The sequence below is a fragment of the Streptomyces koelreuteriae genome, assembly GCF_018604545.1.
Lineage (GTDB): Bacteria > Actinomycetota > Actinomycetes > Streptomycetales > Streptomycetaceae > Streptomyces > Streptomyces koelreuteriae.
The window spans coordinates 6,375,415-6,388,208 of the sequence record NZ_CP075896.1; the positions used below are offsets into that span (position 1 = coordinate 6,375,415).

Consider the following 12,794-nt stretch of genomic DNA (forward strand, 5'->3'; position numbering starts at 1 on the left):
GTGCGGGGCACAATGCGTACCGTGAACACCGACAGCCGAAGGGTGACGCGCGGCGTCGCGAGCCGCCTGGCCGTCCCCGCCGGGGTGCTGGCCGCCGTCGCCGCCGCCTTCGCCTACGTGGGCACGGTGGACCCCAACGAACCGGGCCACTACCCCGTCTGCCCGCTGCTGCGCTACACCGGCCTGTACTGCCCCGGCTGCGGCGGACTGCGCAGCGCGCACGCCTTCGTCCACGGCGACCTCGCGGCGGCGCTCCAGGACAACGCGCTCGCCGTCCTCGGCTATCTGGGCTTCGCCGTACTGTGGACCGTATGGGTGGTCCACGCGGTCCGCGGGCGCCCCCTGCGGTTCGATCCCCGGCCGGCGCAGGTGTGGAGCCTCGGCGCGTTGCTGCTGGTCTTCACGGTTGTCCGGAACCTGCCCTTCGGTGGCTGGCTCCACCCTTGATCCGGCGGCGGACGTCCAGGTAGTGGGACCTGCGTCAACCGGATGTGAGGCCTACGCCTTACTGCGGATACCATCGCAGTGACCATCGGTTTTCGACTGGTCGCTGGAACTGTCAACCGTCTGGAAGGGGGCCGCTCGCGTGAGTGTGCTCGACGAGATCATCGACGGAGTCCGTGCCGACCTCGCGGAGCGGCAGGCGCGCGTCAGCCTCGACGAGCTCAAGGAGCGCGCGGCGAAGGCTCCCGCGGCCAAGGACGGCGCGGCGGCCCTGCGCGGCGACGGCGTCAAGGTCATCTGCGAGGTCAAGCGCTCCAGCCCGTCCAAGGGCGCGCTGGCCGCGATCGCCGACCCGGCCGGGCTCGCCGCCGACTACGAGGCGGGCGGCGCGGCCGTCATCTCGGTCCTCACGGAACAGCGGCGCTTCGGCGGCTCGCTCGCCGACCTCGAGGCGGTCCGCGCCCGTGTCGACATCCCGGTCCTGCGCAAGGACTTCGTCGTCACGTCGTACCAGCTCTGGGAGGCCCGGGCCTACGGCGCGGACGTCGTCCTGCTGATCGTCGCGGCCCTCGACCAGCCCGCCCTGGAGTCCCTCATCGAGCGCGCCGAGTCCATCGGGCTCACCCCGCTCGTCGAGGTGCACGACGAGGACGAGGTCGAGCGGGCGGTCGACGCGGGTGCCCGGGTGATCGGCGTCAACGCGCGCAACCTCAAGACCCTCGAGGTCGACCGCGGCACCTTCGAGCGTCTGGCCCCCGAGATCCCCGACCACATCATCAAGATCGCAGAGTCGGGCGTCCGCGGTCCCCACGACCTCATCGCCTACGCCAACGCCGGCGCCGACGCAGTCCTGGTCGGCGAGTCCCTCGTCACCGGCAAGGACCCCAAGACGGCGGTCTCCGACCTGGTGGCAGCGGGCGAACACCCCGCACTCCGGCACGGCCGAAGCTGATCTCCCGCTAGGCTTGCCCCGATGACTCTCACCATGACGACCGTGGACCGGTACGCCCGCCTCGCGCGCGGCTGCCGCCCCCGCGGCTGCCGAGCCCCGGCCCGCCGGGTCCACGGCCGCCGCGTGCGGTACGTCATCGGTGACGAGCCCGGGCAGGTCAACGGCATGCGATGGCAGGACTTCAGGGGCGCGGGGAACTGCGCGACCAGCCACGTCCGGCCCGCAGCCGCCTGACGGATCCCCGCCCCCACGGCGATTAGTGCATTCCACACACAACTCACCGTGAAGGTTTCCGCATGCCCAGTCAGTTCTTCATCCCCGACCCGGAGGGTCAAACCCCGAACCCCGAAGGCTACTTCGGGGCCTTCGGCGGCAAGTTCATCCCGGAGGCCCTCGTCGCCGCCGTGGACGAGGTGGCCGTCGAGTACGACAAGGCCAAGCACGACCCCGAGTTCGCCAAGGAACTCGACGACCTCCTGGTCAACTACACCGGCCGCCCCTCGGCACTCACCGAGGTCCCCCGCTTCGCCGCCGAAGCGGGCGGCGCAAGGATCTTCCTGAAGCGGGAAGACCTCAACCACACCGGCTCCCACAAGATCAACAACGTCCTCGGCCAGGCCCTGCTCACCAAGCGCATGGGCAAGACCCGCGTCATCGCCGAGACGGGCGCCGGCCAGCACGGCGTCGCCACGGCCACCGCCTGCGCGCTCTTCGGCCTCGAGTGCACGATCTACATGGGCGAGATCGACACCCAGCGCCAGGCCCTCAACGTCGCCCGCATGCGCATGCTCGGCGCCGAGGTCATCGCCGTGAAGTCCGGCAGCCGCACGCTGAAGGACGCCATCAACGAGGCCTTCCGCGACTGGGTCGCCAACGTCGACCACACCCACTACCTCTTCGGTACGGTCGCCGGCCCGCACCCCTTCCCGGCCATGGTCCGCGACTTCCACCGGGTCATCGGCGTCGAGACCCGCCGCCAGCTCCTGGAGCGCGCCGGGCGCCTCCCCGACGCGGCGATCGCCTGCGTCGGCGGCGGCTCCAACGCCATCGGCCTCTTCCACGCCTTCATCCCGGACACGGACGTTCGCCTCATCGGCTGCGAGCCGGCGGGCCACGGCGTCGAGACCGGCGAGCACGCGGCCACCCTGACGGCGGGCGAGCCCGGCATCCTGCACGGTTCGCGCTCGTACGTCCTCCAGGACGACGAGGGCCAGATCACCGAGCCGTACTCGATCTCGGCCGGTCTGGACTACCCGGGCATCGGCCCCGAGCACTCCTACCTCAAGGACTCCGGCCGCGGCGAGTACCGCGCGGTCACGGACGACGCGGCCATGCAGGCCCTGCGCCTGCTGTCCCGCACCGAGGGCATCATCCCGGCCATCGAGAGCGCCCACGCGCTGGCCGGCGCCCTGGAGGTCGGCAGGGAACTGGGCAAGGACGGGCTGATCGTGGTCAACCTGTCCGGCCGCGGCGACAAGGACATGGACACCGCCGCCCGCTACTTCGGCCTCTACGACACCGACGCCGAGGTCGCCGCCGACGCGGACACCGACACCGCAGAGATCGAGGGGGACGCCAAGTGAGCGGCAACATCCAGCTGTTGAGCGACACCCTGGCAGCGGCGAAGTCCGAGGGCCGGTCCGCCCTCATCGCCTACCTCCCGGCCGGGTTCCCGACCGTGGACGGCGGCATCGAGGCCATCAAGGCCGTCATCGACGGCGGCGCCGACGTCGTCGAGGTCGGTCTGCCGCACAGCGACCCCGTCCTCGACGGCCCCGTCATCCAGACCGCCGACGACATCGCCCTGCGCGGCGGCGTGAAGATCGCCGATGTGATGCGCACGGTCCGCGAGGCCCACCGGGCCACCGGCAAGCCCATCCTGGTCATGACGTACTGGAACCCCATCGACCGCTACGGCGTCGAGCGGTTCACCGCCGAACTCGCCGAGGCGGGCGGCGCCGGGTGCATCCTGCCCGACCTGCCCGTGCAGGAGTCGGCGCTGTGGAGGGAGCACGCGGAGAAGCACGGGCTCGCCACGGTCTTCGTCGTCGCCCCCAGCAGCAAGGACGCGCGGCTCGCGGACATCACCGCCGCGGGCAGCGGCTTCGTCTACGCCGCCTCCCTCATGGGCGTCACCGGCACCCGCGCGACCGTCAGCTCGCAGGCCGAGAACCTGGTGGCACGCACCCGCGCCACCGGCACCGGCCTGCCGGTCTGTGTGGGGCTTGGCGTCTCCGACGCCACCCAGGCCGCCGAGGTCGCCCGCTTCGCCGACGGCGTGATCGTCGGCTCGGCGTTCGTCAAGGCCATGCTGGACGCGCCGGACGACGCGGCCGGTGTCGAGGCCGTCCGCGCGCTCGCCGGCGACCTCGCGAAGGGCGTGCGCCGACAGGCGTAAGAAAACGGGAAGTCATACCGGTCCCTCGTACGGGTGGACCTGGGGCTGGGGAGGCGCGCTGCGCCTCCCCGGTTCGTTTCCGGGGTGTGAGCGACAAGAACCGTGAGGGAAAGCGCACCGCCCGGGAGAAGCTGGCGGTCGAGCGTGAGAAGCAGAAGTCCGCGGACAAGCGCCGGCGCGCGCTGATCGTGGGCGGGGCCGTCGTCGCCGTCCTGGGTCTCGCGGCGGTGATCGGCGTCGTCGCCGCCAACGCCGGCAAGGAGGACGACAGCGAGGCGTCGGGTCCGGTCGTCGCTCCCTCGGGAGCGCAGGGCAAGGACGGCCTCGCCATCCCGGTCGGCAAGGACAGCGCCAAGTCCACGCTCACGGTGTGGGAGGACTTCCGCTGCCCGGCCTGCAAGTCCTTCGAGACGACGTACCGGCCGGTGATCCACGAGCTGACGAAGGCCGGCGAGCTGAAGGTGGAGTACCACCTGGTCACCCTCATCGACGGCAACATGCGCGGCACGGGCTCGCGCAACGCGGCCAACGCCGCGGCCTGCGCCCAGGACGCCGGGAAGTACCCCGCGTACCACGACGTGCTCTTCGACAACCAGCCCCCCGAGGTCGACGACGCCTACGCCGACAACGACAAGCTGATCGAGCTGGCCGGCAAGGTCGACGGCCTGGACACGCCCGCCTTCCGCAAGTGCGTGCAGAACGGCACGCACAACGGCTGGGTCGCCAAGTCGCATCAGGCATTCAACAAGGGCGGTTTCTCGGGCACGCCGACCGTGCTGTTCAAGGGCGAGAACATCTACCAGGACCGGGCGATGACCCCGGCGAAGCTGAAGCAGATGGTGCTGGAGGCGAACAAGGGGTAAAGGCGTTTCTCACGCCCCCGTTATGGACCCGTAGCCGGGCTGCCTGCCGTGGGCCCGGTGCGGCAGGGTAGCGTCGACCTTGCCATGGAACTTGCCTTCATTCCCAGCCCGTCGCGCGGGGTGCTGTACCTCGGCCCCATTCCGCTGCGCGGCTACGCGTTCTGCATCATCATCGGCGTCTTCGTTGCCGTCTGGCTCGGCAACAAGCGCTGGATCGCCCGCGGCGGGCGGGCCGGCACGGTGGCCGACATCGCGGTCTGGGCCGTGCCCTTCGGCCTCGTCGGCGGCCGGCTCTACCACGTGATCACGGACTACGAGCTGTACTTCAGCGAGGGCCGTGACTGGGTGGACGCCTTCAAGATCTGGGAGGGCGGTCTCGGCATCTGGGGCGCGATCGCGCTGGGCGCGCTGGGCGCGTGGATCGGCTGCCGCCGCCGGGGCATCCCGATGCCGGCCTACGCCGACGCCGTCGCCCCGGGCATCGCCCTCGCCCAGGCCATCGGCCGCTGGGGCAACTGGTTCAACCAGGAGCTGTACGGCAAGCCGACCGATCTGCCGTGGGCCCTGGAGATCACGTCCTCGGCGGACGGGCGGGTGCCGGGCACCTACCACCCGACGTTCCTGTACGAGTCGCTCTGGTGCATCGGCGTCGCCGTGCTGGTCATCTGGGCCGACCGCCGCTTCCGGCTCGGACACGGGCGGGCGTTCGCGCTGTACGTCGCCGCGTACTGCGCGGGGCGCGGGTGGATCGAGTACATGCGTGTCGACGACGCCCACCACATCCTGGGCCTCCGGCTGAACGTGTGGACCGCGATCCTGGTGTTCCTGCTCGCGGTCGCCTACCTGGTGATCTCGGCGAAGAAGAGCCCCGGCCGGGAAGAGGTCGTGGAGCCCGGCGCGGACGCCTCCGGCATTGAAGCCGACGAAGCCGACGGTGGCGAGAAGGCCAAGGCCGCCGCTGACGCCGACAAGGACGACGAGGCCGAGGCCGAGTCCAAGGACGAAGAGGCCGAGGACGACGAGGCCAAGGACGGGGCCGGGTCGGCGAAGAAGACCTGACCGTCTGCCGTAGCCGTAGCCGTAGCCGTAGCCGTATACATGACCGAGGGCGCCCGGAGATCTCCGGGCGCCCTCGGTGTGTCTCAGCGGCGGCGGGCCAGGGACAGGGTGCGCTGGGCCGCCGTCACCACCGCCGCGTCGACGAAGCAGCCGTCCGGAAGGGCTTGGGCGCCCTGCTGCGTCGTCGCCGCCTTGAGGATCGTCTCCGCGTGTTCGATCTCCGCCTCGGTGGGCAGAAAGGCACGTTCGATGACCGCCAGCTGACGGGGGTGGATCGCGGCGCGGCCCAGAAAGCCCAGGGCGCGGCCATGGGCGCAGGAGGTCGCCAGGCCCGCCAGGTCGCGGACGTCCGGATGGACCGACTGCGCCGGAGGGGGCAGGCCCGCCGCCCGGGCGGCCACGATCACCCGGGAGCGGGACCAGTCGAGACCCGCGTCGTCCCGTACGCCCAGGTCGGCCCGTAGGTCCGCCTCCCCGAGCGCGATACCCCGCAGCGACGGGTGGGCGCTTGCGACGGCGTACGCGTGTTCCACTCCGAGGGCCGACTCCAGCAGGGCGTACAGCGGCAGCCCCGGAGGGACGGCGCGCTCGGCGATCCGGACGACCTCGGCGGGTGAGGTGATCTTGGGGAGCCGCAGGGCACAGAGGCCGGGGGCGCGGGCCACGGCCGCGATGTCCGGGGCGGCCCAAGGGGTGTCCAGGGCGTTGACGCGGACGTGGACCGGGATCGGCGGCAGCTCGCCGAGCAGATCGGCGGTGGCGGCGCGGGCGTAGGCCTTGCGGTCCGGGTCGACCGCGTCCTCCAGGTCCACGACGACGATGTCGGCGCCGGAGGTGAGGGCCTTCGCCACCACGTGCGGGCGGTCGCCCGGGGCGTACAGCCAGGTGAGCGGGTAGGCCGCCGTCACAGGGCGCCCTCCGCGCGCAGCGCCGTGAGGTCGGCCGGGGTGAGGCCCAGCTCGGTCAGGACCTCGTCGGTGTCGGCGCCGTGCGGGCGGCCGGCCCAGCGGATCGCGCCGGGGGTGGCGGAGAGGCGGAAGAGGACGTTCTGCATGCGCAGGGGGCCCAGTTCCGGGTCGTCGACCGTGGTGATGGTGTTGAGGGCCTGGTACTGCGGGTCCGCCATCACGTCCCGGACGTCCTGGACCGGGGCGACGGCCGCCTCCGCCTTCTCGAAGGCCGCCAGGACGTCCACGCGGGTGCGCGCGGCGATCCAGGAGCCGACCGCCTCGTCCAGGAGGTCGGCGTGGCGGGCGCGGTCGGCGCCGGTGGCGAACCACGGTTCGTCGATCAGTTCCGGGCGGCCCACCAGGTGCATCACGCGTTCCGCGACCGACTGGGCCGACGTGGAGACCGCGACCCAGGTGCCGTCGGCGGTGCGGTAGACGCCGCGCGGGGCGTTGTTGGGGGAGCGGTTGCCGGTGCGGGGCTGGACGTGGCCGAGCTGGTCGTACCAGAGGGGCTGGGGGCCGAGGGCGGCCAGGATCGGTTCGATCAGGGCCATGTCGACGACCTGGCCCTCGCCGGTGCGCTCGCGGGCCGCCAGCGCCGTCATCACCGCGTACGCCGTCGTCAGGCCCGCGATGGAGTCGGCCAGGCCGAAGGGCGGCAGGGTCGGGGGTGCGTCGGGTTCGCCGGTGATCGCGGCGAAGCCGCTCATCGCCTCGGCGAGGGTGCCGAAGCCGGGGCGGTGTGCGTAGGGGCCGAACTGGCCGAAGGCGGTGACCCGGGCCAGGACCAGGCGGGGGTTGACGGCCGACAGCTCCGGCCAGCCGAGGTCCCACTTCTCCAGGGTACCGGGGCGGAAGTTCTCGATGACCACGTCGGCGGTGGCGGCGAGGCGCAGGAGGGTGGTGCGGCCGCCGGGCTTCGACAGGTCCAGGGTGATGGTGCGCTTGTTGCGGCCGAGCGTCTTCCACCACAGGCCGACGCCGTCCTTCGACGGTCCGTGGCCGCGGGAGGGGTCCGGTTTCGACGGGTGCTCGACCTTGACGACCTCGGCGCCGAAGTCGCCCAGCAGGGTGGCGGCGAGCGGGCCGGCGAAGAGGGTGGCGAGGTCGAGGACGCGGAGGCCGGAGAGGGGAGCGGTCGTGGGCGCGGTGATGGGTGCGGGCGGGGGCGGGGCAGCGGTCATGGGCGGTGGGTCTCCCGGTGCGTGAGGTGGGCGAGGGCGTCGAAGCCGATGCCGTCGAAGTCGCCGATGGAGGTGGCGAGACGGTTCTTCAACGGAGCCGTCCAGCGGTCGGGGAGGGCCGCCGGGTGTCCGGCCAGCAGCCCGGCGACGCTCCCGGCCGTCGCGCCGTTGGAGTCGGTGTCCCAGCCGCCGCTCACGGCACGGCAGACGGAGCCGGGGAAATCGCCGTTCGCGTGGGTGAGGGCGGCGGCGATCAGGGCGGTGTTGGGGACGGCGTGCACCCAGTGGTACGTGGGGGAGTGGATGGCGTGGAGTTCGTCCACGACCCTGTCGAAGTCGTCGTGCTCGCCCGCCAGATGGACGGCGTGGCGGACGGCTCGGGCGAGGCGGGAGCGCGGGGGGACGACGGTGAGGCCGGTGCGCAGGCAGGCGTGGATGTCGTGGTCGCCGGTCGCTGCGGTCGCGAGGGTGGCCGCCGTGAACATCGCCGCGTAGACGCCGTTGGCGGTGTGGGTGAGCGTGGCGTCGCGGTGGGCCTGTTCCGCGGCGGCGGCCGGGTCGCCGGGGTTGGTCCAGCCGTGGACGTCGGCGCGGATCAGGGCGCCGATCCATTCGCGGAACGGGTTGCGGTGGCGGGCGGTGTGCGGGGGTTCCAGGCCGGAGAGGAGGTTGCGGTAGGCGATGCGCTCGGCGGTGAAGGTGCGGCCGGCGGGGAGTTCGTCGAGCCAGGTGCGGGCCACGTCCGTGGTGGTGAAGGTGCTGCCGTGGCGCTGGCGGACGAGGAGGTTGAGGAGGGGGTAGTTGAGGTCGTCGTCCTCGGGCATGCCGTCGATGTTCTCGGCGAGGGAGGTGGTCGCCGAGCGGCGGTTCCAGGGGTGTGTGGTGAGGAGTTGTTCGGGGACGCCTCTCGCCGTGAAGTAGGTGGTGAGGGGCCAGTTGCCGGTGGACTTGGCCAAGTGGCGGATGGCTTCTAGGGGGAGTTTCTCTACTGGTTTGCCCAGGAGGCAGCCCACGGCTCGGCCCAGCCAGGCGGCTTCGAGGTGCTGCGGGGTTGTTGCTGAGGGCGGGGTGGGGGCGCTCGCCCGCGCTGGCGGGGTGCTGCCTTTCTTTGGGTCGGGAGCCGCCCCAGCGGCACGACTGCCCGCAGACAGCGGCCAGTTCGCGCAGGTCGCCTTGATTCCCTCCAGGTCAGTTGGCTCATCGTCCGTCAAGGTGCTCGGCAGGTCAGCCAGTTCGTCCAGGAGGTCCATCGCCAACCGGCGGAGGTAGCGGGACGCGGGAGTCGGGGACGCGCCTGCGGTCAGAGGAGCCTCCTGGCCGCCCGCCGCCTTCCAGCGGGCCGCGATCGCCTTCGGTTCGCGGCCGTCCTGGGAGGCCTGGCGGAGTTCGTGGCCGATCAGGTCCTCCGGCTGGACCCAGGTCAGACGGAGCATGCCGGGCCTCCGAGGGAGGCGAAGGCCTGTTCGTGGGTGCGGCGGCGGGACACGTCCCGGGCGAAGATCTCGCGGGTGACGGCCGTGAGGGTCGTGGCCGGTTCCCAGAGGTCCAGGCGGCTGGCCTCCGCGACCGTCTTGGACCAGTCCTCGGGGACCGGCGAGCCGAGGGCCCCGGCCACCGCGCCGGCCATCGTGGCGATGGAGTCGCAGTCGCGGCCGTAGTTCACCGCGCCGAGGACCGCGTGGCGATAGTCGCCCCGGGCCACGAGCAACAGGCCCAGCGCTACGGGGAGTTCCTCGATCGCGTGGAGGCGGGACGGGCGGCGGGCGCCGAGGGAAGGGGAACGGTAGTCGGGGCCCACCGTGTCGTAGGGGGCGACCGCCTCGCGCAGGGGGCGCAGTGCCGACTCGAAGTCCGTGTGCCGGGAGGCCTCCTCGCAGACCCGCTCGATGGCGGTACGGGTGCCGTCCTTCGCGAGGGAGAGGCATGCCGAGACGACCGAGTCCGGGGTCGCCCCGGGCGTGCACGCCGCCGCGACCGCCGCGGCCAGGACGCCCGCCGCCTCACGGCCGTACGAGGACTGGTGCGCGCCCGCGATGTCGAGGGCCTCGGCGTAGGCGGCACGGGGGTCGGCCGCGTTGACCAGGCCCACCGGGGCCATGTACATCGCCGCGCCGCAGTTGACGATGTTGCCGGTGCCGGCCTCGCGTGGGTCGGCATGGCCGTAGTGGATCCTCGTCACGAGCCATTTCTCGGCCAGGAAGATCCGCTGGAGGGGGAGGGCCTCGGTCTCCAGTTCCGGGATCCAGCGCGGTTCGGTCATCAGGTCGGGGACCAGGTGGTCGGCGACCGCGTAGGCGTCCAGGTGGTCGCGGACCGTGGCGTAGACGCGGACCAGGGCGTGGGTCATCAAGGTGTCGTCGGTGACGTGGCCGTCGCCCTTGTGGTACGGGGCGAGGGGGCGGGCCGTGCGCCAGGCGTCGCCGTGCCAGGGGCCGACGATGCCGTGGACGCGGCCGCCGTGGCGTTCGAGGATCTGCTCGGGGGAGTAGCCCTCGACCGGGCCGCCGAGGGCGTCGCCCACGGCCGCGCCGACCAGGGCACCGGCGATCCGCTCGTCCAGAGGGGCGTTTTGGTGTGGTTTGGGCTCCATGGGCGCATCATCCACCTGGGCGGGCCGGCAGTGCGGCTTCGAGGAGTTCGGCGAGTTCCACGAGGTCGGTGCCGGTGAGCCGGGGGAGGACGCAGCCGGAGAGCGTGCGGCAGGTCTCCCGCCAGGAGGCCGGGATCGAGGCGCCGCCGCCCAGCGCGCCGGTGAGGGCGCCCGCCAGGGCCGGGGCGGAGTCCGCGACCCGGGACAGACAGGCCGCCGCCGGGACCGCCTCCGCGATACGGCCGCGGGCGGCGGTGGCCAGGGCGAGGGCGACCGGGACCGTTTCGGCGGCGGCGATGCCGTAGCTGTAGACGTGGTCGACGATCTGGTGCTCCAGGGGCGGGACCAGGGCGAAGGCGCTGTCCGAGGCGGCGGCGAGGTGCAGGGCGTGCCGGGCGTTGCGGCCGATCTCCGTCTCCTCGGGGAGTTCGGCGAGGGCCGCTGTGACGCAGGCGTCGACGTTCGCGCCGGCCAGGGCGAGAGCGAGGGCGGCGGCCATCGCGCGGGCGCCGTGCACGCCGTCGCCGTCCTGGGTGTAGCGGGCGTCGAACTCGGCGAGTGCGGCGGCGCGGCCCGGGTCGCCCGGGTGGGCCATGGCCAGGACGCAGGCGCGTACGCAGGCCGCGTCGTCGAAGTAGTGCGGGTTGTCGTGGCCGGTGGCGGGCGGTCGCAGGCCGGTGGCGAGGTTGCCGAGGCCGGCGCGGACGGAGATGCGGGCGCGCAGGGGGAGGACGGCGGACTCGATCTCGGGGGCGCGGTCCGCCGCGGCGGCCACCTCGCTGGCGATGGCGTTCCAGGTGAGGTCGATCGCGGCTCGGGTGCGGCGTTCCCGGCTGAGGTCGTTCAGGACGGTGTCGTCGCCGGCGCGCAGGAGGGCCTCGGCGGCGAAGGCCGCCCATTCGGCGTCGTCGGAGGGGCCGAGACGGAGGGGCTCGGGGGGCTGGTTCAGGGCGATGGGGACGGGGAGGGTGGTGGTGGCGTTGTGTTCGGCGAAGGTGTCCAGTTCGCGGGTGAGGCGGCGCGTCCAGTCGGGCATGCGGGCGGCTCTGTGGCGGGCGGCGGGCCAGCCGGCGGCGTCGCCGGCGGCCAGTCCGAGCAGGAGGCCTTCGGCCTTTCTGTCTCCCACCCGCGCACCGCCCGTAACTGTCACCCAAGGAGTCCTGGTCTCCCGTGGGGCGCTCTCACCGTCGGTGGCCGCGGGTGGCCCCTGTAGAGGGCTCATGCTCGTGCCTCCGTCTCACGGTTCGCCGTCAGCAGGTCCGCCACGTCCCGTACGTGGTAGCCCGCCATCGCCGGGAGGCAGCGGCCGCGGACCGGGCCGATGGGGGTGGCCCAGGCCTCCGGGATCGCCGAGACGCCCCGCGTCGCGCCCGCCAGGGCACCCGCCACCGCCGCCGTCGTGTCCGCGTCGCGGCCCATGTTCACCGCGGTCAGGACGGACTGCTCGAAGTCGCCGTCGGCCGCCGCGTACGCGCCGAAGGCGAGGGCGACCGCCTCGGGGGCGAGGTCGGTCCAGGGGTAGCCGCCGATGACGACGGCGGAGCGGACCGCGCGCTCGCCGCGGTGGGCCACCGCCACCGCGCGGCGCAGGGAGCGGGCCGTCCACGAGTCGTCGGGCACGACCGCGAGGGCGGCGGCCACCACCGCGATCGCCGGGGCGCCCGCCATCGCCGCCGCCACACCCGCCGCCACCGCCTGGCCGCCGTAGATGCCCTCGCCGTCGTGGCTCACCGAGCCGTCGATGGCGACCAGACGGGCCGCTTCCGCCGGGCGGCCCGCCGCGAACACCCCGAAGGGGGCCGCGCGCATGGCCAGGCCGTCGCTCCAGGCGTGCCGGTGCTGGGCGGAGATGGGCGCGGCAAGTCCACGGCGGAGGTTCTCCAGCGTGCCGCGTTCGCTGAAGCCGGCGCCCCGGAAGGGGCCCTCGTCGCGGTCGGCGATCCACTCGTGCCAGGCCGCCTCCACATGGGCGGGGGTGAGTGCGCAGCCGTGCCGGGCCAGGAGGAGACCGGAGAAGATCGCGTACTCGGTGTCGTCCGTGCCGGACGGGTTGTCGCTGACGTAGCCGGTGATACGGCCCCACCGGGCGCGGATCTCGGACGGCTTCATGTTCTCGGCGGGGGCCCCGAGGGCGTCACCCACGGCCAGGCCCAGCAGTGCGCCCCGTGCCCGTTCGCGGAGCTCGGCGGCGTCCCCGGGCGCCGGGGCGGAGGGGATGCAGGCGATCGATGCCATACGGGATGTGTCCCACTTCGACGATCCCCCCGAGCCTCAGGAACCTCAGCATCACCCGGTCGACATCTGTGCAAGATCGTTATCAAGTGAGCAAAAGAAGGTAAACCCGCAGGTTAGCG

13 protein-coding genes are annotated in these 12,794 nt (G+C 72.8%); 7 read left to right on the forward strand and 6 right to left on the reverse strand.

The annotated features are described in order from the left end of the window. Positions 1-12: 12 nt before the first annotated feature. From KJK29_RS28715 to lgt, 7 genes are all read left to right on the forward strand, one after another. Positions 13-447, forward strand: coding sequence for a DUF2752 domain-containing protein (locus KJK29_RS28715; protein ID WP_215122075.1), 435 nt, complete (start codon positions 13-15; stop codon positions 445-447). 139 nt (positions 448-586) lie between these two features. Beyond that, positions 587-1,396, forward strand: coding sequence for an indole-3-glycerol phosphate synthase TrpC (trpC, locus tag KJK29_RS28720; protein WP_184596632.1), 810 nt, complete (start codon positions 587-589; stop codon positions 1,394-1,396). A 21-nt stretch (positions 1,397-1,417) separates the two neighbouring features. Then, a complete protein-coding gene (gene trpM, locus KJK29_RS28725; RefSeq protein ID WP_215122076.1) occupies positions 1,418-1,630 on the forward strand; it encodes a tryptophan biosynthesis modulator TrpM in 213 nt (70 codons plus the stop codon). Between the two features lie 62 nt (positions 1,631-1,692). Beyond that, positions 1,693-2,979, forward strand: a complete 1,287-nt coding sequence (trpB, locus tag KJK29_RS28730) for a tryptophan synthase subunit beta (RefSeq protein ID WP_215122077.1) — start codon at positions 1,693-1,695, stop codon at positions 2,977-2,979. Then, positions 2,976-3,794: a tryptophan synthase subunit alpha gene (trpA, locus tag KJK29_RS28735; RefSeq protein WP_215122078.1), complete on the forward strand. Its 819-nt coding sequence runs from the start codon at positions 2,976-2,978 to the stop codon at positions 3,792-3,794. The genes trpB and trpA overlap by 4 nt, the downstream gene beginning before the upstream one ends. 86 nt (positions 3,795-3,880) lie before the next feature. Then, on the forward strand, positions 3,881-4,657 hold the full coding sequence (locus KJK29_RS28740) for a DsbA family protein (protein WP_215122079.1): 777 nt from the start codon (positions 3,881-3,883) through the stop codon (positions 4,655-4,657). 84 nt (positions 4,658-4,741) lie between these two features. Then, the gene (gene lgt, locus KJK29_RS28745; RefSeq protein WP_215122080.1) at positions 4,742-5,716 is read left to right on the forward strand and encodes a prolipoprotein diacylglyceryl transferase; all 975 of its coding nucleotides are present in this window, start codon (positions 4,742-4,744) and stop codon (positions 5,714-5,716) included. Positions 5,717-5,799: 83 nt separating this feature from the next. On the opposite strand, the gene KJK29_RS28750 is transcribed toward lgt, so the two are convergent. From KJK29_RS28750 to KJK29_RS28775, 6 genes are read right to left on the reverse strand one after another with little or no spacing between them, the layout of a single operon-like run. Next, the gene (locus KJK29_RS28750; protein ID WP_215122081.1) at positions 5,800-6,624 is read right to left on the reverse strand and encodes an HpcH/HpaI aldolase/citrate lyase family protein; all 825 of its coding nucleotides are present in this window, start codon (positions 6,622-6,624) and stop codon (positions 5,800-5,802) included. Next, positions 6,621-7,850, reverse strand: a complete 1,230-nt coding sequence (locus tag KJK29_RS28755) for a CaiB/BaiF CoA transferase family protein (protein WP_215122082.1) — start codon at positions 7,848-7,850, stop codon at positions 6,621-6,623. The genes KJK29_RS28750 and KJK29_RS28755 overlap by 4 nt, the downstream gene beginning before the upstream one ends. Further along, on the reverse strand, positions 7,847-9,283 hold the full coding sequence (locus KJK29_RS28760) for an ADP-ribosylglycohydrolase family protein (protein WP_215122083.1): 1,437 nt from the start codon (positions 9,281-9,283) through the stop codon (positions 7,847-7,849). The genes KJK29_RS28755 and KJK29_RS28760 overlap by 4 nt, the downstream gene beginning before the upstream one ends. Further along, positions 9,271-10,440: an ADP-ribosylglycohydrolase family protein gene (locus KJK29_RS28765; protein WP_215122084.1), complete on the reverse strand. Its 1,170-nt coding sequence runs from the start codon at positions 10,438-10,440 to the stop codon at positions 9,271-9,273. The genes KJK29_RS28760 and KJK29_RS28765 overlap by 13 nt, the downstream gene beginning before the upstream one ends. 7 nt (positions 10,441-10,447) lie before the next feature. After that, positions 10,448-11,662: an ADP-ribosylglycohydrolase family protein gene (locus KJK29_RS28770; protein ID WP_370869166.1), complete on the reverse strand. Its 1,215-nt coding sequence runs from the start codon at positions 11,660-11,662 to the stop codon at positions 10,448-10,450. Further along, positions 11,659-12,675 carry an ADP-ribosylglycohydrolase family protein gene (locus KJK29_RS28775; protein ID WP_215122086.1) on the reverse strand — a complete coding sequence of 339 codons (1,017 nt, stop codon included), beginning with the start codon at positions 12,673-12,675 and terminating at the stop codon, positions 11,659-11,661. The genes KJK29_RS28770 and KJK29_RS28775 overlap by 4 nt, the downstream gene beginning before the upstream one ends. Positions 12,676-12,794 lie beyond the last annotated feature (119 nt).

What these genes read in the sequence shown, in the direction of transcription:
- KJK29_RS28755 (WP_215122082.1), bottom strand. Translation starts at nt 7,850, where the DNA reads ATGACCGCTGCCCCGCCCCCGCCCGCACCCATCACCGCGCCCACGACC.
- KJK29_RS28760 (WP_215122083.1), bottom strand. Translation starts at nt 9,283, where the DNA reads ATGCTCCGTCTGACCTGGGTCCAGCCGGAGGACCTGATCGGCCACGAA.
- trpB (WP_215122077.1), top strand. Translation starts at nt 1,693, where the DNA reads ATGCCCAGTCAGTTCTTCATCCCCGACCCGGAGGGTCAAACCCCGAAC.
- KJK29_RS28715 (WP_215122075.1), top strand. Translation starts at nt 13, where the DNA reads ATGCGTACCGTGAACACCGACAGCCGAAGGGTGACGCGCGGCGTCGCG.
- lgt (WP_215122080.1), top strand. Translation starts at nt 4,742, where the DNA reads ATGGAACTTGCCTTCATTCCCAGCCCGTCGCGCGGGGTGCTGTACCTC.
- KJK29_RS28765 (WP_215122084.1), bottom strand. Translation starts at nt 10,440, where the DNA reads ATGGAGCCCAAACCACACCAAAACGCCCCTCTGGACGAGCGGATCGCC.
- KJK29_RS28770 (WP_370869166.1), bottom strand. Translation starts at nt 11,662, where the DNA reads ATGAGCCCTCTACAGGGGCCACCCGCGGCCACCGACGGTGAGAGCGCC.
- KJK29_RS28775 (WP_215122086.1), bottom strand. Translation starts at nt 12,675, where the DNA reads ATGGCATCGATCGCCTGCATCCCCTCCGCCCCGGCGCCCGGGGACGCC.
- trpM (WP_215122076.1), top strand. Translation starts at nt 1,418, where the DNA reads ATGACTCTCACCATGACGACCGTGGACCGGTACGCCCGCCTCGCGCGC.